The following is a 23,616-nucleotide window of genomic DNA, read 5'->3' as shown; positions in this document are numbered from 1 at the left end:
GCACGTTAGCATTCGCTACAGAGCGCCTTGCCGAAGCGCGCATCGAGCCTTCCGTCATCACAATGCCCTGACGCCGGCAGATTTCTCGCGCCCCTGAGACGCCGATGCTCAACCGGTCTATCTGGGTCGGCTCTGCCTTGAGACGTCGTAGGTTGCGCGAGTTCGAGACCGCCCGCGATTGCATTGATCGACAGCATTGCCGTTGCGCGATCGCTTTATCGGCATGCGCTGACCGCCTCCGGCGAAGCGACGAAATGCCCGGGCGTCACGCCGACCGCGCGCCGGAAATGTCGGCCAAGGTGACTCTGATCGAAAAACCCGACCTCGGTCGCGACCTCAGACGGCGGGACGCCGTCGCGCAATAGCCGCTTCGCGTGTTGGATCCGCACCAGACACACATAACGATGCGGCGAGATTCCAACTTCTTTGCGGAACAGCGTCGCAAAACGCGACACACTCAAGCCCGCCGTCGCCGCGAGCGTCGCAAGACTGACCGGCTGCGCGAACGAGCTGTCGATAAAGGCCACGGCCCGCCTGATCGCACGCGACATCACCACGGTCGTGCCGCTGGCGGTGTAGTCGAAGATTCCAGTCATGTCGTATCCCTTCGGGCCACCAAATCATGCGCGCCGCTCCGACGACACCGATTCGGCGAGGCCGATGCCGTCATCGCGTAGCGCGAGTTCGCCATCAGACGCGCAGCGTGACAGACTGCGCGAGCCCACCAGCCGCAGTAGCGCCGTCCGGCGGTCCGTTCTGGTATTGCTCCAGTTCCGCTTCGCTGCGATGGCACAGCACCTGAGCGCCGCTCGCGAGCGTGCGCGCGGCCGGCGGCGTGCGGTTGCAGACCCCATCGATGCGCAGCGGGCAGCGCGCGAGAAACGTGCATAGCTGCGGCTCATCGGCCGGCTCGCCGATCGGCGGCAGCGTCTGATGACAGCGCTCGCCCGCTTCTTCGAGCCAGCCGGCGCGAAGCTCCGGCGCGGACGACACCAGCAGATGCGAATACGGGTGGTACGGCGGCGCCGACAACGCGTCGCGGTTACCCGCCTCGACGCGGTGCCCTGCGTACAGCACGACGATGTCGTCGCTGATCGCGCGCACCTTGGCGATGTCGTGCGTGATGAACAGATACGACACGCCGAGCTTTTTCTGCAGATCGCGCAGCAGTTCGAGAATGGCTGCGCCGACCACCGTATCGAGCGCGGAGGTGACTTCGTCGCAAAGGATCAGCTTGGGTTCGGCGGCCAGCGCCCGCGCGAGATTCACGCGCTGTTTTTGCCCGCCCGACAACTCCCCAGTGCGACGCTGCGCCAGTTCGGCTGGCAGGCGAACCAGACCAAGCAGTTCGGCGACGCGGCGCCGCGCGGCCTCGCCCTTCATACCGCGATAGAACTTCAGCGGGCGCGCCAGCGTGCGCTCGACGGTATGCGTCGGGTTGAGCGCGGTGTCGGCGTTCTGGAACACGATCTGGATACAGCGAAACTGTTCGCGGCTGCGACGGTTCAGGTTGGCGGCAAGCGGCTCACCATCGAGCAGCAGCTTGCCGCGCGCCATCGGCACGAGCCCCGCGATCACCTTCGCGAGCGTCGTCTTGCCCGAACCCGACTCGCCGATCACGCCCACCGTCTGGCCACGGCCGATTGCGAGGTCGAGGTCGCGCAGAATGACCTTGTGCGGCCAGCCGTGCGCGTCGGTGCCGCCGTAGCCGGCCGTCAGCCCGCGCAGTTCGAGCAGCGGCGCCGCGTTGCGATGCGACGCGTCCGGCGCGGCAGCAGCGGGTGCAACGGGCGTTACCGCGGCGATCAGGCTCTGCGTATAAGGATGGGCCGGCGCATGCAGAATCTGCTCGGTACGGCCCGTTTCACGAACCTCACCGTTGCTGAGCACAACGATCCGATCGGCCATCTGCGCGACCACCGCCAGATCGTGCGACACATAGACGGCGGTCATTCCGCATTGCCGGATCACGCCGCGAAACGCTTGCAGCACGTCGATCTGCGTCGTGACGTCGAGCGCCGTAGTCGGCTCGTCGAGGATCACGAGGGCGGGGTCGGTGATCAGCGCCATCGCCGCCATCAGCCGCTGCAACTGGCCGCCAGACACCTGGTGCGGGTAACGCTGGCCGATCTTCTGCGGGTCCGGCAGCGCGAGCGCGCGGAACAGCTCGACCGCTTTGGCCTGCGCGGCGCGCTTGCTGAGCGTGCCGTGAATCAGCGCGCTTTCGATCACCTGGTCCATGATCGAGCGCGCCGGGTTGAACGCGGCCGCCGCGCTTTGCGCGATATAGGCAACCTTGCGGCCACGCAATCCCTCGAGCTGTTTCGGCGAGAGTCCGAGCACGTCGGTGTCGCCGACCCGGATCGAGCCGCCCGCGATGCGGCAGCCGCTGCGAGCATGGCCCATCAGCGACAGCGCGATCGTGGTCTTGCCCGAGCCCGATTCGCCGATCAAGGCGAGCACTTCGCCGCGCGCAATCTCGAAGTCGATGTCGTGCACGATCGTGGTATCAGGCTCGCCGGGGCGGCTTCCCACCACGCGCAGGCCCCGCACTTCGACCAGATTGGACGACGGTGACGACGCGGTCTGCGAGGCGGCCGTAAAGTCCGCGTGAGCACGTCCGAACAGGTGTCCCTTCATCAATGACCTCCATCGGCATCGGGCATGTTCTTGCGGCGCCCACGATGCGGCAGTCCGTCGATCAGCAGGTTCACGCCGACCGTCAGCACCGCGATTGCGATCGCGGGCAGGATCACCACGGGCACGCCTTCACCGAGACCGGCGATGTTCTCGCGCACCAGCGAACCGAGATCGGCATACGGCGGCTGCACGCCCAGGCCGAGAAAGCTCAGGCTGCTCAGCAGCAGCACGACGAACGTGAAACGCAGCCCGGTGTCGGCGAGCATCGGGTGGATCATGTTCGGCAGCATCTCGAAGCACGCGATGTAAAGCGCGCTTTCTCCACGCGCCCGGGCGACTTGCACATATTCGAGCGTGCCGATATTGACCGCGAGCGAGCGGGCGATCCGGTACGAGCCCGGCATGTAGCTGATGGCCGCTGTCGCGATCAGCAACGGCAGCGACGAGCCGAACGCGGCGACGATCATCAGCGCGAACATCTTCGACGGAATGGAGGTGACCGCATCGAGCAGCCGGCTCATGGTTTCGTCGATATGGCGGCCGGCGACGGCCGCGAGCAAGCCCAGCATCGTCCCGGTGAGCGCCGCGAGCAGCGCCGCGGCGAGCGCCAGCACGACCGTCAGCCGCATGCCGTAGATGATGCGGGTCAGCATGTCGCGGCCCAGGTAGTCGGAGCCGAGCGGCAGCTTCGCGCTGAAGCCAGCGAAGACGTCGGGCGTGATGATCGCGCCCACCGCGTGCGGCGCGATCCACGGCGCGAACGCCGCGACGAACAGCGCGCAACTCACCATCGCGAGACCGATCCAGCCGCCGGTCGACAGATTCATGCGCTGCGCGACGCTGCGACGGCGCACCGGCCGCGGCGCCGGAGCGCCGCCGCCACGCCAGGACCGTGGTGGCTCCGCGCCCTGCGGCAGCATGCTGCTGCGCTGCACCGGCTCGAGCGCGCCGAGTTGGTGAGACGAATCGGAAGAAGGTCGAAGAGTCGTCATGTCCGCAGCCTCGGGTTCGAGATGATGGCGCACAGGTCGGCTAGCAGCACGAGCATCAGATAGCCGAGGCAGAACAGCAGCGTGCAGGCCTGCACGAGCGGGAAGTCGCGGTTGCTCACCGCGTCGACCATCAGGCTCGCGAGGCCCGGATAGTTGAAGATGGTCTCGACGACGATCACGCCGCCAAGCAGATAAGACAGGCTCAGCGCGATCGCGTTGGCGATCGGGCCGATCGCATTCGGCAGTGCGTGGCGCAGTACCACGCGCGCGGGACTCGCGCCCTTCAGCATCGCCATTTCCACGTACGACGAACTGAGCTGCTCGATCACCGCGGCGCGGGTCATGCGGGCCATCTGCGCAATCACGACTGCGCAGAGGGTTACGACCGGCATTGCATACGCGCGCAGAAAGTCGTGCAGGCTCTCAATGTCGCCGCTGTACGACAGCGCGGATAGCCAGTGCAGCTTGACGGCCAGCACCAGCACCGCGAGCGTCGCGATCAGGAACTCGGGCGTGGCGACCAGCGACAGCGTACCGAGGCTCACGATGCGGTCGATCAGCGAGTCGCGCTTGACCGCCGCCAGGATGCCCGCCGACACCGCGATCGGCACCGACACCGCGGTGGTGATCGCCGCGAGGGTCAGCGACTTCGGCAAGCGCCCTTCGATCAGCTCGGAGACCGGCAGATTATTCGATAGCGACACGCCGAAGTTCGCGTGCAGCAGACCGACGAGCCAATGAAAGTACCGCAGGTAAGCCGGCTGGTCGAGACCGAACTGCTGGCGCAGCGCCGCGACCGTTTCGGCCGTCGCCGACTGGCCGAGTGCGGCCTGCGCGGCATCGCCGGGCAACAGATTGGTGATCACGAAGATGATGATCGAGACGATCACCAGCGTCAGCGCGGTGACGGCGATGCGCCGGCCGATCAACTGGGCGATATTCCCGTTCATAGGCATGACCTCCTCGGTTGAGGCTTTGGGGCACGCGCCGGGCGCGCCCGGCGCGTGCGCGCGCTTCAGCGTGTTACGCGTTCCACCACACGTACTCGGCGAAGTTGAAGCCCATCATCGCGCCGGTAGGTATGGGTTGAAGCCCTTGCAGGCGCTTGTCGTTCGCATCGAGCAGGCTCAGGAAGGCCGGAATGCCGATGCTGCCCTGCTCCGCTACCAGCACCTGCATGTCGCCGTACATCTGCTTGCGCTTCGCATCGTCGGTTTCCGAGCGCGCGGCGACCAGCAGCTGGTCGAACTTCGGGTTGTTCCAGCCCGACTCGTTCCACGGCGCGTCCGACTTGAAGAACTGCGTGAACAGCACGTCGGCGCTCGAGCGGGGATTGACGCTGCCAAACCCGAGCGGATGCTTCATCCAGTGGTTCGACCAGTAACCGTCGGCCGGCACGCGGTTGATGTTCAGGTTCACGCCGATCTTCGCGGCGGACTGCTGCAGCAGCACGCCCATTTCGATCGAGCCGTTCGCGTCGGTCGTCGCATAGATCGGCGGCAACGCCGTCCCGATCGCTCCGGCTTTCTGGAAGTAGAACTTCGCCTTGTCCGGATCGTGCGGCCGCTGCGGCAGCGACGCATTGAAGTAACGGTGGCTGGGCGGAATCGGCTGATCGTTGCCGACCACCGCATAGCCGCGAAACACCGCCGTGCGGACCTGGTCACGATCGAACAGATACTTCATGCCCTGTACGAAATCGGGGTTGCCGGTCAGCGGATTGTCGTGTCGCATGATCAGATCGGTATAGAGACCCGACTTGGTCTCGCGCACCTCATAGCCCGGCGTCGCGGCAATGCGCTGCGTCGAGCGCGGATCGACGGCGCTGATCAGTTGGACATCGCCGGACAGCAGCGCATTGATGCGCGCCGCGTCGTCGCCGATACCGATCAGCTCGATCTGGTCGAGGTAGGGGCCGCCGCCCGTCTTCCAGAAGTTGTCATTGCGCACGCCGACTGTCGAGACGCCGGGCTTGAACGTCTTCACCTTGTACGGGCCGGTACCGACGGCCGTCGTGAAGTCCGTCGTGCCGTCCTTGATGATGACGAATTGCGGCGTGGCGAGAATCACCGGCAAGTCCGCGTTGGGCGACGCGAGCGTCAGTGTGACTTCGTTGGGGCCGGTCTGCTTCGCTTCCACGAACTGATCGGCCAGCGTCTTCACCTTCGAAGCAGTGGCCGGATTCTTATGACGCATCAGCGAGTAGACGACATCGGCGGGCGCAAGCGGCTTGCCATCGTGGAAGGTCGCACCCTTGCGCAGCTTGATCACCCACACCTTCGCATCGCTCGTGTCCACCGCTTCGGCGAGATTCATCCGCGGCGTCAGCGAACTGTCGAGTTGCGTCAGGCCGCTGTAAAACATGAAGAAGCGGATGTAGTCGGCGCCTGCCGATCCCTTGGCCGGGTCGAGCGTATCCGCGGTCGACGATGAGTCGTAGGCGACCCGGATCTTGCCGCCTTTCTTCGGCGCGGTCGCCGCAAGCGCGGGGCGAGCGCCCGCCAGCAAGCCTCCCGCGCCGGTGGCGAGCATGCCGCCGGCAGCCAGCAAACGCATCATGTCGCGGCGGCTGAAACCGCCCGTTTTGATTTCGTCGTCGTACATGCGAACTGCTCCTCACTGGTGATTGAACGTGGGATATCCAGCATTGGTGTTCGACGGCGCTCCGCGTGCTGGTCGCGGCGCGGCGGCACTGCATGAATCGATTTAAGCACTGCCAAAAATGGCTTTGATCGCGTATCGCTGGATTCGACCATTCGAAAACATGGTTTTGAGTGGTCCAAACAGCATGATTTGCCGCCCCTGGCATTGACCCTGACGCGCGAGCCCGGCGCCGTGCGCGATCTTCGAAGCGAGGCGTCGGTGCATGCACATCATCGTAGCGGCGAGCGCACCGCGGATTGCACCGACAAAATTGGCCGTTTCAGCACGCCGCACGCAATCTGCACGACCGAACCACACATTTCGCGTGGCATGCCCGGCATGGGCGCAGCGGCGCCTCGCCGGGCGCGGCACGCACCACGATGAGAAGTTCGTACTAGTCAACGCGCAAGCAACGTGCAACAGTCGCGGCACGGCCGACAAATCACGGAGCACCCCGTGCCCGATTCAACCAAGCACGCACTTTTCACCTACCGACGCCTGAGCGCCAACGACCTGCCCGCCGCACAACGCCTGTCCGCCGCGATCGGCTGGCCGCACCGCCGTGAAGACTGGGGGTTCTCCGCGCACACGGGAATCGGTTTCGTCGCCGAGACGGCAGGCGCATTGGTCGGCACCGTGGTGTGCTGGAAGTTCGGCGCGGATCAGGCGACGCTCGGGATGCTGCTCGTCGCGCCGGAGCATCGCGGCCTGGGTATCGGCCGCACGCTGCTCGCTTGCGCGCTCGACGAGATCGGCAAGCGCGACATCACGCTCTATGCGACCGACGCTGCCCAGCCCATGTGCGAGGCGCTCGGCTTCGAGGCCTGCGGCGCACTCGACCAGATGCAGGGCGCGGCGTTCCGTCCGCCGCTCGTCGCGCTGGCCGCCAACGAGCGGCTGCGCCCGCTCGGCGCGAGCGACGCCGTGCAACTCGTCGAGCTCGCATCGCGCGCGAGCGGTCTCGACCGCAGCCACGTGCTGCCACCGCTGCTCGATCTGGCCGACGGTATCGCGCTCGATCGCGACGGCGAACTCCTCGGCTTCTCGTTGTTCCGCCGCTTCGGACGCGGTTTCCTGATCGGCCCCGTGGTCGCCGTCGCGAGCCCGGACGCCGTGCACGCCAAAGCGCTGATCCGTCATTGGCTCGCCCTGAACGAAGGCGCGCTGGTGCGCATCGACGTGCCGCACGGGCAAGGCCTGCGAACGTGGCTAACCGGCCTCGGCCTCGCACCCACGGAGACGGTCGTCAGGATGCGGCGGATCGCATCCGCGCAAACCCGTTCCGAGCCGACGCGCGCCGACGGCTCGCTGCATCAGTACGCGGTGATCGCGCAGTCGTTGACCTGACGCGGCCACGAACGCTCGGGCTGAACTCCCGTTCGCGCCGCTATTAAGCACGCGCGGCAGAAAATGCTGTCTGTGGGGTAGAAAACGCTGCGCCTGCGCTCTTTGAGCATTTTTTTGGCGGAACGGCTCGCATGCGGCTCTCGTTACTATCAAGGGGTGACGCTCACCTGATCGCAACCTGCGGGGAAATACCACCATGTCAAGAACATCGCTCATCGACGCCGACCGCAAGCATCTGATTCACCCGGTCATCAACTACCGCGCGCACGAAGCGCGGGGCACCACCGTACTCGAATCCGGACACGGCGCGTATCTGCGCGACATCGACGGCAACGAACTGCTCGACGCGTTCGCGGGTCTGTGGTGCGTGAACGTCGGCTACGGCCAGCAGAGCATCGTCGAAGCGGCGACGCGGCAGATGACGAAGCTCCCCTACGCGACCGCCTACTTCCACTTCTCGTCGGAACCTGCCATCGAACTGGCCGAAAAGCTGGTTGCGCTCTCCCCCGCTTCGCTGCAGCACGTCTACTTCACGCTCGGCGGCTCCGATGCGATCGACTCGGCGGTACGCTTCATCACGCATTACTTCAACGCGACGGGGCGTCCGGCGAAAAAGCAGATGATCGCGCTCGAACGCGGTTATCACGGATCGTCGAGCGTCGGCGCGGGGCTCACCGCGCTGCCCGCGTTTCACCGCAACTTCGATCTGCCGCTGCCGCAGCAGCACCATCTGGCGTCGCCCTATGCATACCGTCAGCCGCACGGCGACAACGCGCAGGCGCTGATCGCCGCGTCGGTCGCCGCGCTCGAAGCGAAGGTGGCCGCACTCGGCGCGGAGAATGTCGCCGCGTTCTTCTGCGAGCCGATCCAGGGGTCGGGCGGCGTGATCGTGCCGCCGGTCGGCTGGCTGAAGGCGATGCGCGACGCGTGCCGCCGTCTCGACATCCTGTTCGTCGCCGACGAAGTCATCACGGGCTTCGGTCGTACCGGTCCGCTGTTCGCATGCGAGGCGGAACAGGTCGAGCCGGATCTGATGACGGTGGCAAAGGGGTTGACCTCGGGCTATGCGCCGATGGGCGCGGTGCTGATGTCCGACGAAATCTACCAGGGCATCGCGGGCGATGCGCGCGATACCGCGGTGGTCGGTCACGGCCAGACCTACTCCGCGCATCCGGTCAGCGCCGCGATCGGCCTCGAAGTGCTGCGTCTCTATCAGGAGGGTGGTCTGCTCGCTAACGGTATTGCGCAGGCGCCGCGTTTTGCCGCCGGACTCGACGCGCTGCTCGATCATCCGTTGGTCGGCGACTCGCGTCATCGCGGCCTGCTCGGCGCGCTCGAACTCGTCGCCGACAAGGATTCGCGCGCACGCTTCGATGCGTCGCTGAAGCTGCCGGACCGGATCGCCGAAGCGGCCTACCGCAACCGGCTCGTGTTCCGCGCGTTCGGCGACAACATCCTCGGTTTCGCGCCCGCGCTTTGCTTCGGCGAGGCGGAATTCGACCAGCTGTTCGGCCGTTTGCGGCGCACGCTCGACGAAGTGCTCGACCATGCGGAGGTGCGTGCCGCGTTGCGCGGCGCAAGCCGCGCAGCCGCCTGAGCGCGTGATAACATCGGCCTGCGCGTCGCTTGACTCTGGCGTTGCGCCATGCAGCGAAAAGCAGAACCTTCGACGGGCAGACCGATACATGACGACAAGCGGCGACACGAAGCTGGACCGGATCGACCTGCGTATTCTTTCGCAACTGCAGAAAAAAGGCCGCATCACGAACGTCGAGCTTGCTGACGCCGTGGGGCTCTCGCCGAGCCCCTGTCTGATCCGCGTGAAACGGCTCGAAAAGGCCGGCTATATCGTCGGCTACGGCGCGCACATCCAACTGCAGAAACTCGGCGACGTGCAGATCGTGTTCACCGAGGTCACACTTGCCGACCATCGCCGCGAGGACTTCGCCAAGTTCGAGGCGGCGATCCGCCCCGTAGAGGAGATCATCGAATGCCATCTGGCGAGCGGCGGATACGATTATCTGCTGAAGTTCGTCACGCGCAGCGTCAATCACTATCAGAGTGTGATCGAAGGACTGTTGGAGCGCGACATCGGCATCGAGAAGTATTTCAGCTACGTGATCATCAAGACGCCATTCGTGAAATCCGAATACCCGCTGGAAACACTGTTCTCGCAACGGCATCAATGAAGCGGTCGCGGGCCCGGTGAGCCTTCAGGTCGCAATCAGCCGTTGGTGCTCAGCCACTCCCCCGGCGTTCTGCCAAGCACGCGCTTGAAATGCCGGCATAGATGGCTCTGATCGAAGAAGCCCACCTCGGCCGCGACGATCGACGGCGGCATGCCTCGCCGCAGCAGGCGTTGCGCATGCCGTACCCGCACCAGCCTCACGTATTGCTGCGGCGACACGCCAATCTCCGCGCTGAAGCGCACCGCAAACCTCGAAATGCTCAGCTCCGCGACGGCGGCCAGTTCGGATAGGCTGATCGGCTCGGCGAAACATGCATCGATGAAGTTGACCGCGCGCTCGACGGCGCGGCTCACTCGATCCGGCACACGTCGCGCATGACGGTTCGCGCCCGCGAGATCGGGCGCGGATGATGACGACGAGGTTCGGCTCGGGCTCAGCATCGACGCTCCGCTCACGCAACGCGCGACGTGACAGGAGCCGCCGGCGAAGCACCCCGGCTGGCCGCGAAGCGGCGGATGTCGAACGGCTCGAGCGGCGTGCTGGTCGCGCCCGTGTCGATCAGTTCGGCCATCGTATCGCCGACGCCCGGCCCCAGCTGGAACCCGGCGCCGCAAAAACCGAACGCATAGAACAGGCCGCTCGTCGTGCCGCTCGCGCCCATGATCGGCCGGTCGTCGGGCATATAGCCTTCGACGCCGCTCCATACCCGGATGATGTTCAGCCTGCGCAGCATCGGCGCGACGCGCTGCAATTGCCTGAACTGCAGCAACGTGCTTTGCGGCAGGACCTTCGCACGGCGTTCGTCGAGATACGCCGGCGCACGCGCGCAACCGCCGATCACGATATTGCCGCGCGCGACCTGGCGGAAGTACACGACCTCCTCGATCTGCGGCGACGACACGCCGACCACCGGCTGGATCGCATACGGCACGGGTTCGGTCACAGCCATTTGCGGGCCGTTGACGGCGATCGGCACCGCTTCGCCAAACTGCTCCGAGAGCAGATTACCCCACGCACCCGCGGTGATCAGCAGCACCGGGGCATGGAAGGTACGGCCGTCGGCGCTCGTCGCGCGAAACTCGGCGCCCTCTTTTTCCACTGTCACCACATCGCAGTTTTCGACGATCTGCGCGCCGAGCCGCGCCGCCGCGCGAGCAAACGCGGGCGCCGCGAGCCGCGGATTCGCGTGCCCGTCCATTTGCGAGTACGAGCCCGCCAGCACCTCGGCACCGAGAAACGGAAACCGTGCGCGCAGCGCGTCGCCGCGCAGCAGATCGAGCTTGAGACCGTAGTGCGCGGCCTCCTTCGCGTAGGTTTCGAACTGGTCGGCCTGCTCTTCGCGATAACAGACGCGCACATGGCCGGATATCAAAAACTCGGCGTCGTGCTGGATCAGTTCGGGCAGACGCCCCCAGATTTCGCGCGAACGGTTCGCAAGCGGCAGTTGCGGCAGAAAGCGCCCTTGCCGGCGCACGTTGCCGAAGTTGGTACCGCTCGCCTGCTGACCAACGAACTGGCGCTCGAGCAGGATCACCGAGCGGCCCCGTTGCCTCAGAAAAAATGCGGCGGAAGCACCCATGAACCCGCCGCCCACGATCAGCACATCGGCCTGTGCGCGGTTCATTCGGTATCCTCCACGGTTGCGATGGCCAGCGGCTTCACGGGTGCCTGCCCGCGAAGCCTGCCAACCTGCTCGAGCGGCACGTGCGCGGCCGCCGCGATCACCTCGGCGCCCGCATGGCCGCAGTAGCGTCCCTGGCAGCGCCCCATGCCGACGCGGCTGAACGCTTTGGCGCGGTTCGCTTCCTGCGCGCCTTCGTCGCGCACCACACGGCGCAGTTCGCCCGCGGTGATGCCTTCGCACCGGCAAACGATCGTATCGTCGGACAGACGGGCCGCCTGCCCGGCAGGCCACGCAAACGCTTCAGCGAGACCGAGCCGGAAGCGATCCATTTTGCGCTGTTCGCGCGTCAACGTGGCGAGCGTCGCGGCCGGCACCGCACGTCCGAGATCGCTCAACGCAGCATAGGCCGCGAGCCGTCCGGCGATCTCCGCGCCATCCGCGCCGAGCACGCGCGCACCGTCACCGGCGATATAGACGCCCTTTTCGGTAGCACGGCCGAGTTCATCGATTTGCGGCACCCATTGCCGCGTCGGCGCATCGAAACGGAACGCGCAGCGCGCGAGGTCGGCCAGCTGAGTTTCCGGGCGCAGGTGATAGCCGAGACCCACCGCATCGCAGTCGATCTGCGCGACCTTGCCGCGCGCATCGCGAAAGCGTACGCCAAGCACGCCGTCGTCCGGCGTGCCGAGAATTTCGAGCGGCTCGATGCCGTTTTCTACCCGCACGCCCGAGCGCTTCAACGCCGCCACGAGCGCGCGGCCCTTGCGCAGGACGTCGACGCGCGCCAGCAATTTGGGCAGCGCACGCAGCCGCGCACCGGTCGTCGACGTGTCGAGTACTGCCGCTACCTTGGCGCCTGCCTGCACATACTGGTTCGCGACCAGATACAGCAATGGGCCGGTCCCGACGAATACGACCTGGCGGCCAATCGCGCAGGCCTGCGATTTCAGCGCGATCTGCGCGGCGCCGAGGCTGTAGGTCCCGGCGAACTGCCAGCCTTTGACCGGCATCAGGCGGTCGGTCGCGCCGGGGCAGAGGATCAGCGCGTCGTAGCCCAGCGCGCTCGCGTGTCCTTCATGCACGATGTGCAGCTTGCCTTGCGCGACGTTCCACGCGAGCGTCTGAGGACGGTAATCGATCTGCGGGCGCAGTCGCTCGAAGCTGCGATGCAGGTCCTCCGCGCGCGCGGCTTCAGTGCCGTACAGCTTCGCGTACGGCCGCGTGAAGCCGTCGGGCTGGCGCCGGTAGATCTGCCCGCCATCGCGCCGGCCTTCATCGACGACGATCGGGCGGATGCCGGCCGCCAGCAATGTTTCCGCGCAGCGCACCCCTGCGGGTCCTGCGCCGACGATTACGATGCGAGGTTCGCCCATTGGCCCTCCGGTTGCGTCGTGACGACGCGCATGCCTGCTTCGACCACGGTGGTGCAGGCGCGCAGCCTCTCGCCGTCCGCGGTCCATACCCAGCAATCCTGGCACGCGCCCATCAGGCAAAAGCCGGCGCGCTTTTCAGCACCGAATTCGGACTGCCGCACATGCCGCACCGAGCACAGCATCGCGATGAGCAACGTGTCGCCGGCCAGCGCTTCGACGGTGTCACCGTCGATCGTCAGCTCGACTTTGGCGCGAGCCGTCTCGCCCAAGCGTACGAATCTGCCGTTCATGCCGCGGCTCCCGCCATGCCGTCCGGCGACACGTGAGCGTCGCTGCGATTGCTCAGCACGTGCCGCAGGAATTCGCGGGTACGCGCCTCGCGCGGCGAACCCAGCACCTGCTGCGCAGTGCCCTCCTCGATGATGAGTCCGGCGTGCAGAAAGCACACCCGGTCTGCCACTTCACGCGCAAAGCCCATTTCATGCGTGACGACCAGCATCGTCATGCCTTCGCGCGCAAGGGTGCGCATCACGCCCAGTACTTCGCCGACCAGTTCCGGATCGAGCGCCGAGGTCGGCTCGTCGAACAGGATCGCCTTCGGCTTCATCGCGAGCGAACGGGCAATCGCCACCCGTTGCTGCTGCCCTCCCGAAAGCTGATGAGGATAGGCGTGCAGCTTGTGACCGAGCCCGACCTTGTCGAGCAGTTCGGACGCTTCGCGTTGCGCTTGCGCACGCGCAAGGCGTTTGACGTGCACGGGCCCTTCCATCACGTTCTCGAGCGCGGTGCGGTGCGGAAACAGATTGAAGCGCTGAAACACCATGCCGACCTGGGTCCGCAACTGGTTGATGTTGCGCGCGCGCTGCTCGACGCGCTCGCCGAGCAGGCGGATTTCGCCTTCGTCGTAGGACTCCAGCGCGTTAATGCAGCGCAGCAGGGTTGATTTTCCCGAGCCCGACGCACCGATCAGGCAGACCACTTCGCCCTGGTTCACGTTGAGCGAAATGCCCTTGAGAACAGGTACGGAGCCAAAACTCTTGTGCACATTCGTGATTTCGATCATCGCATCCTCACTTTGCACTTACCTGGCCCTGTGCCGACCGAATCGTCGTTCCAGATTGCGGGTCATGCTCATCAGCGGCAGGCTCATCGCCAGGTAGCCGAGCGCGACGAGTGTGTACACCGTCAGATTCTGAAACGTCGACGACGCGATCAACTGGCCTTCGCGAGTCATTTCGGCGACCGTGATCGTCGATGCAAGCGATGAGTCCTTCAGCATCATCACGAGCGTGTTGCTGTACGGTGGCAGCGCGACCTTGATCGCCTGCGGCAGGATCACCCGTACCATCGTCTTCACGCGCCCCATGCCGATCGACTGCGCGGCTTCGTGCTGGCCCGGATCGACCGCCTCGATACCCGCGCGGAAGATTTCCGCGACGTAAGTCGAGTAACCGAAACCCAGCCCGATGATGCTGGCCTGCAACGCCGACACCTGGATGTGGATATCCGGCAGCACGAAGTAGATGTAGAACAGCAGCACGATCATCGGCAGACCGCGCACGACGTTGATCATCGCGCTCACACCGCGTACCACGTGCGGATAGCGCGACATCTTCAACAGCGCCCAGGTCAGGCCGAGCACGGTGCTCAACAGCAGACAACCCAGCGTGATGATGATGCTCATCATCGCGCCTTGCAGCAGAATCGGTACAAAGTCGGCTATATCTTGCCAGCGCATGTCGTGCCTTCCATTGCTCTTTGCATTCGTTCAGTCCGCCGCTCCGCTGGGCGGCGAACATCGCAGGGCGGGTCCCGCGTCGTGGCGGGCCCGCCTCTTGTCACGAGAAGCGAATCAGCTCGTGAGGTGCCACTTCTTCAGGATCGTGTCGAGCGTGCCGTCGGCCTTCATCTTCGTCAGCGCGTCGTTGATCTTCGCCATCAGCGCGCTGTTGCCCTTCTTCACCGCGATCGCGATGTCGAACTTTTCCATCGGCACATAGGCATCTTCGACCCGCGTTCCCGCCATCGCGCCCGCCGCCTCCTGGGCCTTCAGGATCGGATAGTCGTTGAAGCCCGCGACGATGCGGCCAAGCGCGACGTCACGCGTCATGTCGGCTGGGCTGTCGTACATCTTCACTTCGGTGAAGATCCCGAGCTTCTTCAACTGATCGCCATAGTCGGTGCCGGTCGGCGCACCAACCGTCATGCCCTTCATGTCCTGCACCGAGCGATAGACGGCCTTGTTCGAGTCCTTCACGATGATGCCTTCGCCGAACGCCGTAACCGGCTGCGAGAAATCGACCACTTCGGCGCGCTTCGGCGTCGGCGTCATGCCGGCCACGATGATGTCGATCTTGCCCGATACCACCGACTGGATCAGCGCCGAGAACGGCACCGCGTCGTACGACACGCTAAAGCCCTCGCGCTTGCCGATCTCTTTCACGACGTCCGGCATCAGACCTTCGATCTTCTGGGTCTTCACGTTCATGAACGTAGTCGGCGCGCTCGACGGCGGCGAGCCTGCGGTCAGCGTCGCCGTCTCGGCGGCGTGGGCGGCGCCGAACATCATCGTCATCGCGAGGCCCGCGCCAGCGGCAAAGCGCTGCACGGTGTTGAAACGGACGGCGGAAGCAGGCTGGAACATGAAACGCAACATGGGGATTTCCTTTGGGAATAGTGTTTTTCAATCTGCGCGCTGCCCTGGCATCTGACAGTCGCGATCAGTCGATCCGTTCAATGCAGTACATCCTGCAACCTGTAATACGCGCCGACCAGCGGCAGAAACCACGCGCGTCCGAAGTGTCCTGGAATCGCGGGCCATTCGAGCGTTCGCCACGGATTGCGCGCGGCGGCGCCGAACATCACGTCGGCCATCAGTCGACCCATGTGCACGGACATCTGCACACCGTGACCGCTGTAGCCCATTGAATAAAACAGTCCTTCATGCTGCCCCGCGCGCGGCAGGCGGTCGGCCGTCATATCGACGAGGCCGCCCCAGCAGTAATCGATGCGCACATCGGCCAGTTGCGGGAAATAGCGGGCGAGCCCGTCACGCAGAATCCGCCCGCTCTTTTCGTCCGAACGCGGGTTCGACATCGCAAAGCGCGCGCGGCCGCCGAACAGCAAACGCTCGTCGGGCGTGGCCCGAAAATAGTTGCCGATGTTCAGCGTCGTCACATACGAGCGGCGCGTCGGCAACAACGCATCGAGGCGGTCCTTGCCGAGCGGCTCGGTCGCGACGATGAAGCTGCCGACCGGTGCGATGCGGCGCCGGAACCATTGCAGCGGACCTACCTGCGACGCGCCCGTGGCGATCAGCACGCGCCCGGCGCGGACCGTGCCGAGCGGACACTGCACGTCGAACGCGTTGCCGCCGAGCGGCTTCAGGTCCGTCACTGGCGCGTTCTCGTAGATCTGCGCGCCGCGGCGTGCCGCCGCCGTGCCAAGACCCACGCCGAATTTGCCCATGTGCATCTGCATGCCGTTGCGCTGCACGAGACCGCCGAAAAAGCTGTCAGACGCGAGCTCCTTGCGAATCTGCTCGGGCGGCACCAGTTCGACGTCGGGATCGACCTCGCGCCGCAGTACCTCGTACGTCTTCGCGAGCGACGCGAAATGCTGCGGCTTCGCCGCGAGCTTGATCTTCCCGGAGTGGCGCAAATCGCAGTCGATCTGCTCTTCCGCAATGATCGATTTCACCGTCTCGACGGCGCCCGCATACGCGTGATAGAACTCCGCCGCGCGCTCGCTGCCGATGCGCGCGGACAACGCGGCGTAGTCCTGCGCGACGCCCGTATTGCAATGGCCGCCGTTACGGCCCGATGCCTGCGCCGCGAGCCGGCCCGCCTCGAACACGATCACCGACTTGCCGCGTTTGGCGAGTTCCAACGCCGCCGACAGTCCGGTGAAGCCGCCGCCGACCACGGCCACGTCCACCCGCTGCGGCAGTGGACTCTGGGCGCCTCCGGTAAACCGTGGCGCGGTGTCGAGCCAGTAGGAGTCGAGCTTCATCGTGATGCATTCCTGTCGGTTGGGTGCGCCGCTCACTGGCGCACGGGAAGCGATGTCGTCAAAGGGCCGAAGCTATCGATCAGAGACCGAGCAGCGAAGCCAGTTGCGGAATCCCCGACACTTCGTTGACGCCGTAGTACGGATTCAGCGGCTCGTGATTACGGTTGACGAACGCCTTGTGCTTGATGCCCATGTCGTACGCGGTCATCAGGTCATAGCGGAAGCTCGACGACACGTGCAGCACGTCTTCCGGATTGCAGTCCAGCTGCGAGAACATGTACTCGAAGGCTTTCTGCAGTGGCTTGTATGCCTGCGCCTGCTGCGCGGTGTAGACCTTGTGGAACGGCGCGCCGAGCTTGTCGACGTTGCTTTGGATCTGGTCGTTCGACGCGTTCGAAAGGATCACCAGCTTGTACTTTTTGGCCAGTCGCGACAGCCCTTCGGGCACGTCCGCGTGCGGGCCCCAAGTCGGCACGGCTTCGTAGATTTTCTGCGCGGTCGCTTCGTCGAACGGCACGCCGGTGCGTTCGCAGGTGCGGCGCACCGAGTTCACGACCACGTCGCGGTAGGGCTTCCATGCGCCCAATACTTCGTCGAGGCGGTAGCCACGGAAGAATTCGACGAACTCATCCATCTTCGCCTTGTCCAGCTTGTCGCCGTAAAGCTGCCGCGCGGTCTGGCCCATCTGGAAGTTGGTCAGCGTGCCATAGCAGTCGAAAGTGATGTACTTCGGTTCGAAATCGATCATGGTCAACATCCTGTCGTCGTGGCGAACCTGTTCGCAGGCTCGGGGTTCAGTTTCGGGTTGAATCGATGCGGTTGCTGCTTGTGTAAAGCCGGTGTAGCGCGATTGTTCACAACGTTTCGAAATCGATCAGCACACTCTTGTGCCGCATGCAGGCCACCATTGCCTCGCGGCCGAGATCCTTGCCGATACCGGATTGGCCGAAGCCGCCGGTCGGAATGATCATGTCGCCGCTGCGGCCGTAGCGGTTGATCCAGATCGTGCCCGCCGCGATGCGGCGCATCGCCCGCAGCGCCTGGCCGATGTCGCTGCTATGGACACCCGCCGCGAGACCGTAGATCGGATGTGCGGCCAGCGCGATGCCCTCTTCCTCGTCTTTGAATGTCTGTACCGTCAACACCGGGCCGAACAGCTCCTCGCGCACGGCGGGTGTCTCCGCAGTCACATTGGCGATCAGTGTGGGGCGGTGGAAATAGCCTTCTCCGGTGCCTTCGAAAAAGCCGCCGCCAAAGATCACTTCCGCGCCGCCCTCGCGGCTCTGCTCGACCAGCGCTTCGATGCGCCGCGCCTGGGCAGCGCTGATGATCGGCGAATAAGCGGTGCGGCTGTCCCACAGCGGACCAGGCTTGATCGGCTGCAGTTGCCGTTCAATCGCGGCGATCAGAGGCTCGGCGATGCGCTCGTGCACGATCAGCCGCGTACCTGCCACGCAGGCCTGGCCGCCGTTGGCCGTAAAGCCGCGGGCGACGCAGCGCGCCGTATGTTCGAGATCCCGCACGTGCTCGAACACCAGTTGCGGACTCTTGCCGCCGAGTTCCAGCGTGACGGGCTTGGTGCCGTGCATCGCGGCGTCGCTCATGATCGCGGCGCCCGTGCGGGTCGAACCCGTGAAGCTCATCTTCGAGATGCCCGGGTGACGCGTCAGCGCGGCGCCCGCCGTCGCGCCCCGGCCGTTCACTACGTTGAAGATGCCGGGCGGCATGCCGGCTTCGATCGCGAGTTCCGCAATTCGCAGGGTCGAATAAGGCGTCATTTCCGACGGTTTCATCACGACCGCGTTGCCCGCCGCGAGTGCGGGGCCGCACTTCCATGAACACATCGACAGCGGGAAATTCCAAGGCGTGATCGCACCGATCACGCCGTACGGCTCCGATGCAATGAAGCCGAGACTGTCGCGGCGCGTCGCCGCGATATCGCCACCGAGCTTGTCGGCCAGCTCGGCGAAAAAGCGGATCGCCTCGGCGGTGAACGGCACGTCGGACGCGTAGCTTTCCGCCACTGGGCGCGTCGAGCTGACCGTCTCGAGTTGGGCGAGGCTCACCGCATCGCGATCGATCAGCTCGGCCCAGCGGCTCAGCACCTTCGCGCGCTCACGCGGAGAACGCGTGCCCCAGCCGCTCGTCTTCCATGCGGCAAGCGCATTGCTCACTGCGTAATCGACGGTCGCGTCCGACGCATCCGGCACATGGCCGAGCAGAGCGCCATCCGAGGGCCGGTGAACGGCGATCTGCGCCTCGTCCGCCGAATAGTACGCACCGCCAATGAAATGCCCCTGCGGCAACGGAACGGCTGAAGGATCGAAATCGAGTGACGGATTGGACATGCCTGGCCTGATCAGTAGGTTCAAGTGTGTGGTGCCGCGTGCGTCAACGCACTGATGATTCCCGGGCACCACCCGGCACTGCTGTTCGCCATCGCGACCACCGAATGAACGAACATCGGATGAAGTTCATTTTAATGAACATCAAATGAAATACTAGTGGTCAAAAATAAACTTTGTGAAAAGTTCGTTGTGCGCTGCGATACGTTGCCTGCCGCGCAGAAGGCGCTGCGGCACCGGCGCACACAAGCGGCAAGCCCGCGCGAGCGCGGCGGGCGAGCAAGGCCATGCGTCACGTCCACCCGTTCGTGCAACGCAAAACCGAAAAGGACAACAGGGAACGAAAGGCGTCGACGTCAGCCGAGGTCCAGGTGAACCGGACGCGACGCATCGGAAAACGATCGGAGGAAACAGAGGAAGGACAGAGCCGCGCGCCACACGGCACGCGGCTCGAACTACGGACGGATCAAAGATGAATCACGGGCGGTTGCGTATTCATGATCCATAGCAAACGCGCGGTCTTCTTGCTTTCGTTGCGCACACTGTGCGGCACCGTGCTCTTGAACTGGAAGCTGTCGCCCGCGCGCAGTTCGGAGCGCCGGTCGCCGACGTTCAGCACGACGGTGCCTTCCAGCACCAGCCCCGCCTTCTCGCCGATGCCGACCAGCACTTCCTCCGAACCGGAACCGGCCGGCAGCATGATGATCATCATCTGCAAATCGTGATCGCCGTGCGGCGACAACAATTCTTTCTGCATGCCGTTCGTGCCGACTTCGAACAGCGGCCGCTCGGCCGCCTTGCGCACGAAATCGCCGGTGACCGGGTCCGAGACCGCGTCGTCTTCTTCGAGCAGCGCGGTGAGCGGAACCTCCAACGCCTGGCGCAGGCGTTCGAGAATCCGCACCGACGGATTGGCCTTGTTGCGCTCGACCTGGCTGACCGTGCCTACCGATACGCCTGCGCGCATCGCCAGCTCGTTGATCGACAGCCCCTGCGCGACGCGCAGCGCGCGCAGACGAGTGCCGACGTCGCCGTGACCCGGGTCGGCCGCGCGCTTCCTGTTGATCTGTGTTCGCTGCATGGGTGTCCTGTCGATGACGTTACGGTTGTTGTGCCGGGCACGCCCCGTGGCATGCGAAGAGGCTTCAGCCACTTCACCACACCGAACGGTCGTACAATTTCCATCATTATATTGAATATAGCACCATCGTAGTGAACGACAAAATACCTGCGCGGTTGCGTTGCGGGTGACTGGCCGACGCGAATCGAGCCCGACCGCGCGCGCCCCAATAACAAAAAGATCGTCCTATGAAGCGGGCGCTGGGAATGCGAAAGTCTAGGCTGACCACGCCGCCAGCAGGAGTTTGCAGTGTCCAAAATAGTGAAGAAATCACCAGGCTACCGCCGTTTCACCTCCGATGACATCGCGGCCGCGCATGGCCTCTCCGTTGCGGTGCGTTGGCCGCACCGCGCCGAGGACTGGCGTTTCATGTTCGACGCCGGATGCGGCTTCGTCGCCGAAGACAACGGCACCGTGATCGGCACCGCGCTGTGCTGGAAATTCGGCGCCGACCGGGGCACGCTGGGCCTCGTGATCGTGTCGCCGGACGAACAGGGACGCGGCATCGGCCGCAAGCTGATGGAACTGGTGCTCGAAGAACTCGGCAACCGCGTGACCTTCCTGCATGCAACGGTCGCCGGCAAGCCGCTTTACGAAAAGCTGGGCTTCGTCGCCTGCGGCGGACTCACCCAGCATCAGGGAACGCCTGGCAGCGTGGCCGCCGTCGCGCCGCCGCCCGGCGAGCATCTGCGCGCGGCGACGCCCGCGGACACGCCCCGCCTGATCGAAATCGCGTCGCGTGCGAGCGGCCTCGAGCGCAGCGCGGCGATCCCGTCGCTGCTCGCATTCTCGCAAGCCGTGGTGCTCGAACGCGACGGCGAAATACTCGGTTTCTCGCTGTTCCGCCCATTCGGACGCGGCTACTCGATCGGGCCGGTCGTCGCGCAACGCTCCGCCGACGATCTGCGCGCCCGCGCGCTGATCTCGTACTGGCTCGCGCAGCATGCCGGCGATTTCGTGCGGATCGACGTGCCGGGTGACGCCGGCATCAACGACTGGCTGACGAGCCTCGGCCTGACGCGCGTCGATTCGGTCGAAAAGATGGTGCGCAACGCTTCGGCCGACGCGCGCGAGGCGGCCCCCGACGCGACCTGGCGCGCGTACGGCATCATCAATCAGGCGATGGCATAAACGGCGATGACGGTCCTCTACAAGGCCGATCCGGAGCGTGGAGCGCTATGGGCCGAGCGCTTCGCGCAGCTCGCGCCCGAGATCCAGTTCCGCGTCTGGCCGGACCTCGGCGATCGCGCGGCCGTGCGCTATCTGGTCGCGTGGCAGCCGGGCGACCTCGCGCTCACGCTGCCGAATCTCGAAGTCGTGTTCTCGGTCGGCGCAGGCGTCGATCAGTTGGACCTGTCGCAGATTCCGGCGCATCTGCCGGTGGTGCGCATGCTCGAACCGGGCATCGTCGAAGGCATGGTCGAGTATGTGACCGAGGCGGTGCTGGCGATTCACCGCGATCTGTTCGACTACGCGTTGCAACAGCAGGCGCGCGCCTGGCAGCCGTTGCCGCTGCGCGCCGCCGCGTCGCGCCGCATCGGTGTGCTCGGCCTCGGCATGCTCGGCACCGCGGTACTCGAGCGTTTGCGGCTGTTCGGCTTTGCCTGCGCGGGCTGGAGCCGCTCGCGGCACGACATCGAAGGTGTCGCCTGCTACGCGGGCGAGGCGGGGCTCGATGCGATGCTGGCCCGCACCGACGTGCTGATCTGCCTGCTGCCGCTGACGGACGCGACGCGCGCGCTGCTGTGCCGCCGGGTATTCGACAAGCTGCCACGAGGCGCGTCGCTCGTGCACGTCGGGCGCGGAGCGCAACTCGTCAGCGGCGATCTGCTCGACGCGCTGCAAAGCGGGCAGATTCATAGCGCGGTGCTCGACGTCACCGACCCCGAGCCGCTGCCCGCGGACCATCCGCTGTGGACGCAGTCGCGCGTGCGCATCACGCCGCATATCGCGAGCGCGACGCGGCCCGAATCGGCTGTCGATGCGGTGCTGGAAAACCTGCGTCTGCATCGCGCCGGTGAGCGCATGAACGGCCTGATCGACCGGACTCGCGGCTACTGATACCGATGCACGGTCCGACACCAGAACGCACCCCCAATTGGCGATCCGCGCGGTGCCGGCAGACAGTGCGCGATCAACGCAAGGAGAGACACGTATGACCCGCAAATACCGCATTGCCGTCGTTCCCGGCGACGGCATCGGCACCGAAGTGATGCCCGAAGGCCTGCGCGTGCTGGACGCCGCCTGCCAGCGCTTCGACATCGGCATCGACTACCGACATATCGAATGGGCGTCGTGCGACTACTACGCGCAATATGGCCAGATGATGCCCGACGACTGGAAGCAGCAGTTGCAGGGCTGCGATGCGATTCTGTTCGGCGCGGTCGGCTGGCCCGACAAGGTGCCCGACCATATTTCGCTGTGGGGGTCGCTGCTGAAGTTCCGCCGCGAATTCGACCAGTACGTGAACCTGCGCCCCGCTCGCCTGTTCGAGGGCGTGCCCAGCCCGCTCGCCAACCGCAAGCCCGGCGATATCGACTTCATGATCGTGCGCGAGAACACCGAAGGCGAATATTCGTCGGTGGGCGGCACGATGTTCGAGGGCACCGAGCGCGAAGTCGTGATGCAGCAGTCGATCTTCACGCGCCACGGCACCGAGCGCGTGATGAAGTTCGCGTTCGAGCTGGCGCGGCGCCGCGCGAAGAAGATCACGGTTGCGACGAAGAGCAACGGTATCGCGATCAGCATGCCGTGGTGGGATGCGCGCGCCGATGAAATGGCCGCACGCTACCCCGACGTGAAAATGGACCGTCAGCACATCGACATTCTGTGCGCGCGCTTCGTGCTGAACCCCGACCGTTTCGACGTGGTGGTCGCGTCGAACCTGTTCGGCGACATCCTCTCCGACCTCGGTCCGGCGTGCACCGGAACGATCGGCATTGCGCCATCAGGCAACCTGAATCCCGACCGGCGCTTTCCGTCGCTGTTCGAGCCGGTCCACGGTTCGGCGCCCGACATCGCCGGCAAGGGCATCGCCAATCCGGTCGCGATGATCTGGTCGGCCGCGATGATGCTCGACTTTCTCGGCAACAGCACCGGTGTCGAGCGCGATGCGCACGACACCATCGTCGCCGCGATTACGCAAGTGCTGAAGGACGGCCCGCGCACGGGCGACCTGGGCGGCAGCGCATCGACCAAGGAAGTCGGCGCGGCGATCGCGGCGCGCGTCGCCAGCGCAAGTCGCCAATAGGCACTGGTCACTAATAGCGCAGACGGCATGGCTGCCCGGCGCGTGTCGGGCACTCCGCCCTCGCAGGCCAACCGAACTGGAA

The 23,616-nt window shown here is 65.2% G+C and carries 22 protein-coding genes; 6 read left to right on the top strand and 16 right to left on the bottom strand.

Going from position 1 to position 23,616, the window contains the following annotated elements:
- Positions 1-215: 215 nt before the first annotated feature.
- The 5 genes from AB3X94_RS23315 to AB3X94_RS23295 form a co-directional block, all read right to left on the bottom strand.
- Positions 216-596, bottom strand: coding sequence for a helix-turn-helix transcriptional regulator (locus tag AB3X94_RS23315; protein ID WP_018435697.1), 381 nt, complete (start codon positions 594-596; stop codon positions 216-218).
- A gap of 94 nt (positions 597-690) precedes the next feature.
- Entirely contained in the window at positions 691-2,640 is a 1,950-nt protein-coding gene (locus AB3X94_RS23310) for an ABC transporter ATP-binding protein (RefSeq protein WP_368612847.1), read from the bottom strand.
- Positions 2,640-3,632 carry an ABC transporter permease gene (locus tag AB3X94_RS23305; protein WP_018435695.1) on the bottom strand — a complete coding sequence of 331 codons (993 nt, stop codon included), beginning with the start codon at positions 3,630-3,632 and terminating at the stop codon, positions 2,640-2,642. The genes AB3X94_RS23310 and AB3X94_RS23305 overlap by 1 nt, the downstream gene beginning before the upstream one ends.
- Positions 3,629-4,582 carry an ABC transporter permease gene (locus AB3X94_RS23300; RefSeq protein WP_176110762.1) on the bottom strand — a complete coding sequence of 318 codons (954 nt, stop codon included), beginning with the start codon at positions 4,580-4,582 and terminating at the stop codon, positions 3,629-3,631. The genes AB3X94_RS23305 and AB3X94_RS23300 overlap by 4 nt, the downstream gene beginning before the upstream one ends.
- A 73-nt stretch (positions 4,583-4,655) precedes the next feature.
- Positions 4,656-6,236 (bottom strand): ABC transporter substrate-binding protein, encoded by a 1,581-nt coding sequence (locus tag AB3X94_RS23295; RefSeq protein ID WP_176110761.1) that lies wholly within the window; start codon positions 6,234-6,236, stop codon positions 4,656-4,658.
- 495 nt (positions 6,237-6,731) lie between these two features.
- Between AB3X94_RS23295 and AB3X94_RS23290 the strand changes: the two genes are divergently transcribed.
- The 3 genes from AB3X94_RS23290 (at position 6,732) to AB3X94_RS23280 (ending at position 9,811) form a co-directional block, all read left to right on the top strand.
- A complete protein-coding gene (locus AB3X94_RS23290; protein ID WP_368612846.1) occupies positions 6,732-7,622 on the top strand; it encodes a GNAT family N-acetyltransferase in 891 nt (296 codons plus the stop codon).
- Positions 7,623-7,818: 196 nt separating this feature from the next.
- Positions 7,819-9,219 (top strand): aspartate aminotransferase family protein, encoded by a 1,401-nt coding sequence (locus tag AB3X94_RS23285; protein ID WP_368612845.1) that lies wholly within the window; start codon positions 7,819-7,821, stop codon positions 9,217-9,219.
- Between the two features lie 88 nt (positions 9,220-9,307).
- Positions 9,308-9,811 carry an Lrp/AsnC family transcriptional regulator gene (locus tag AB3X94_RS23280; RefSeq protein WP_176110758.1) on the top strand — a complete coding sequence of 168 codons (504 nt, stop codon included), beginning with the start codon at positions 9,308-9,310 and terminating at the stop codon, positions 9,809-9,811.
- 35 nt (positions 9,812-9,846) lie between these two features.
- Here AB3X94_RS23280 and AB3X94_RS23275 read toward each other — a convergent pair whose 3' ends face one another.
- The 11 genes from AB3X94_RS23275 to AB3X94_RS23225 form a co-directional block, all read right to left on the bottom strand.
- On the bottom strand, positions 9,847-10,251 hold the full coding sequence (locus AB3X94_RS23275) for a helix-turn-helix domain-containing protein (RefSeq protein ID WP_035491270.1): 405 nt from the start codon (positions 10,249-10,251) through the stop codon (positions 9,847-9,849).
- 11 nt (positions 10,252-10,262) lie between these two features.
- Complete coding sequence (locus AB3X94_RS23270) at positions 10,263-11,435, bottom strand: NAD(P)/FAD-dependent oxidoreductase (RefSeq protein ID WP_368612844.1); 1,173 nt, start codon at positions 11,433-11,435, stop codon at positions 10,263-10,265.
- Positions 11,432-12,808 (bottom strand): FAD-dependent oxidoreductase, encoded by a 1,377-nt coding sequence (locus tag AB3X94_RS23265; protein ID WP_368612843.1) that lies wholly within the window; start codon positions 12,806-12,808, stop codon positions 11,432-11,434. Before AB3X94_RS23265 ends, AB3X94_RS23270 begins: the two co-directional genes overlap by 4 nt.
- Positions 12,787-13,098 carry a (2Fe-2S)-binding protein gene (locus tag AB3X94_RS23260; RefSeq protein ID WP_368612842.1) on the bottom strand — a complete coding sequence of 104 codons (312 nt, stop codon included), beginning with the start codon at positions 13,096-13,098 and terminating at the stop codon, positions 12,787-12,789. Before AB3X94_RS23260 ends, AB3X94_RS23265 begins: the two co-directional genes overlap by 22 nt.
- Positions 13,095-13,871, bottom strand: coding sequence for an amino acid ABC transporter ATP-binding protein (locus tag AB3X94_RS23255; RefSeq protein ID WP_018435684.1), 777 nt, complete (start codon positions 13,869-13,871; stop codon positions 13,095-13,097). The genes AB3X94_RS23260 and AB3X94_RS23255 overlap by 4 nt, the downstream gene beginning before the upstream one ends.
- A gap of 18 nt (positions 13,872-13,889) precedes the next feature.
- Complete coding sequence (locus AB3X94_RS23250; RefSeq protein ID WP_368612841.1) at positions 13,890-14,546, bottom strand: amino acid ABC transporter permease; 657 nt, start codon at positions 14,544-14,546, stop codon at positions 13,890-13,892.
- A 114-nt stretch (positions 14,547-14,660) separates the two neighbouring features.
- Positions 14,661-15,464 (bottom strand): ABC transporter substrate-binding protein, encoded by an 804-nt coding sequence (locus tag AB3X94_RS23245; protein ID WP_368612840.1) that lies wholly within the window; start codon positions 15,462-15,464, stop codon positions 14,661-14,663.
- Between the two features lie 77 nt (positions 15,465-15,541).
- A complete protein-coding gene (locus AB3X94_RS23240) occupies positions 15,542-16,819 on the bottom strand; it encodes an NAD(P)/FAD-dependent oxidoreductase (RefSeq protein WP_368612839.1) in 1,278 nt (425 codons plus the stop codon).
- 79 nt (positions 16,820-16,898) lie between these two features.
- Positions 16,899-17,567, bottom strand: coding sequence for a haloacid dehalogenase type II (locus tag AB3X94_RS23235; RefSeq protein WP_026228738.1), 669 nt, complete (start codon positions 17,565-17,567; stop codon positions 16,899-16,901).
- 106 nt (positions 17,568-17,673) lie between these two features.
- On the bottom strand, positions 17,674-19,167 hold the full coding sequence (locus AB3X94_RS23230; protein WP_368612838.1) for an aldehyde dehydrogenase: 1,494 nt from the start codon (positions 19,165-19,167) through the stop codon (positions 17,674-17,676).
- A gap of 463 nt (positions 19,168-19,630) precedes the next feature.
- A complete protein-coding gene (locus AB3X94_RS23225; RefSeq protein ID WP_176110750.1) occupies positions 19,631-20,245 on the bottom strand; it encodes a cupin domain-containing protein in 615 nt (204 codons plus the stop codon).
- A 288-nt stretch (positions 20,246-20,533) separates the two neighbouring features.
- Between AB3X94_RS23225 and AB3X94_RS23220 the strand changes: the two genes are divergently transcribed.
- From AB3X94_RS23220 to AB3X94_RS23210, 3 genes are all read left to right on the top strand, one after another.
- Positions 20,534-21,415, top strand: a complete 882-nt coding sequence (locus tag AB3X94_RS23220; RefSeq protein ID WP_368612837.1) for a GNAT family N-acetyltransferase — start codon at positions 20,534-20,536, stop codon at positions 21,413-21,415.
- 6 nt (positions 21,416-21,421) lie between these two features.
- On the top strand, positions 21,422-22,345 hold the full coding sequence (locus AB3X94_RS23215) for a 2-hydroxyacid dehydrogenase (protein ID WP_368612836.1): 924 nt from the start codon (positions 21,422-21,424) through the stop codon (positions 22,343-22,345).
- A gap of 94 nt (positions 22,346-22,439) precedes the next feature.
- Entirely contained in the window at positions 22,440-23,534 is a 1,095-nt protein-coding gene (locus tag AB3X94_RS23210; protein ID WP_368612835.1) for a tartrate dehydrogenase, read from the top strand.
- Positions 23,535-23,616: the final 82 nt, after the last annotated feature.

This window comes from Paraburkholderia sp. BR10923 (genome assembly GCF_040948765.1).
Classification (GTDB): Bacteria; Pseudomonadota; Gammaproteobacteria; order Burkholderiales; family Burkholderiaceae; genus Paraburkholderia; species Paraburkholderia youngii.
Note: the sequence above shows the minus strand (reverse complement) of the source record. Positions and strands in the feature narration are given on the sequence as shown.

Bases quoted from the DNA above. Each gene is read 5' to 3' on its own strand.
- AB3X94_RS23270 (WP_368612844.1), bottom strand. From the start codon at position 11,435: ATGAACCGCGCACAGGCCGATGTGCTGATCGTGGGCGGCGGGTTCATG.
- AB3X94_RS23240 (WP_368612839.1), bottom strand. From the start codon at position 16,819: ATGAAGCTCGACTCCTACTGGCTCGACACCGCGCCACGGTTTACCGGA.
- AB3X94_RS23215 (WP_368612836.1), top strand. From the start codon at position 21,422: ATGACGGTCCTCTACAAGGCCGATCCGGAGCGTGGAGCGCTATGGGCC.
- AB3X94_RS23300 (WP_176110762.1), bottom strand. From the start codon at position 4,582: ATGAACGGGAATATCGCCCAGTTGATCGGCCGGCGCATCGCCGTCACC.
- AB3X94_RS23225 (WP_176110750.1), bottom strand. From the start codon at position 20,245: ATGCAGCGAACACAGATCAACAGGAAGCGCGCGGCCGACCCGGGTCAC.
- AB3X94_RS23295 (WP_176110761.1), bottom strand. From the start codon at position 6,236: ATGTACGACGACGAAATCAAAACGGGCGGTTTCAGCCGCCGCGACATG.
- AB3X94_RS23305 (WP_018435695.1), bottom strand. From the start codon at position 3,632: ATGACGACTCTTCGACCTTCTTCCGATTCGTCTCACCAACTCGGCGCG.
- AB3X94_RS23235 (WP_026228738.1), bottom strand. From the start codon at position 17,567: ATGATCGATTTCGAACCGAAGTACATCACTTTCGACTGCTATGGCACG.
- AB3X94_RS23255 (WP_018435684.1), bottom strand. From the start codon at position 13,871: ATGATCGAAATCACGAATGTGCACAAGAGTTTTGGCTCCGTACCTGTT.
- AB3X94_RS23230 (WP_368612838.1), bottom strand. From the start codon at position 19,167: ATGTCCAATCCGTCACTCGATTTCGATCCTTCAGCCGTTCCGTTGCCG.
- AB3X94_RS23315 (WP_018435697.1), bottom strand. From the start codon at position 596: ATGACTGGAATCTTCGACTACACCGCCAGCGGCACGACCGTGGTGATG.
- AB3X94_RS23280 (WP_176110758.1), top strand. From the start codon at position 9,308: ATGACGACAAGCGGCGACACGAAGCTGGACCGGATCGACCTGCGTATT.
- AB3X94_RS23245 (WP_368612840.1), bottom strand. From the start codon at position 15,464: ATGTTGCGTTTCATGTTCCAGCCTGCTTCCGCCGTCCGTTTCAACACC.
- AB3X94_RS23265 (WP_368612843.1), bottom strand. From the start codon at position 12,808: ATGGGCGAACCTCGCATCGTAATCGTCGGCGCAGGACCCGCAGGGGTG.
- AB3X94_RS23250 (WP_368612841.1), bottom strand. From the start codon at position 14,546: ATGCGCTGGCAAGATATAGCCGACTTTGTACCGATTCTGCTGCAAGGC.
- AB3X94_RS23260 (WP_368612842.1), bottom strand. From the start codon at position 13,098: ATGAACGGCAGATTCGTACGCTTGGGCGAGACGGCTCGCGCCAAAGTC.
- AB3X94_RS23310 (WP_368612847.1), bottom strand. From the start codon at position 2,640: ATGAAGGGACACCTGTTCGGACGTGCTCACGCGGACTTTACGGCCGCC.
- AB3X94_RS23275 (WP_035491270.1), bottom strand. From the start codon at position 10,251: ATGCTGAGCCCGAGCCGAACCTCGTCGTCATCATCCGCGCCCGATCTC.
- AB3X94_RS23210 (WP_368612835.1), top strand. From the start codon at position 22,440: ATGACCCGCAAATACCGCATTGCCGTCGTTCCCGGCGACGGCATCGGC.
- AB3X94_RS23285 (WP_368612845.1), top strand. From the start codon at position 7,819: ATGTCAAGAACATCGCTCATCGACGCCGACCGCAAGCATCTGATTCAC.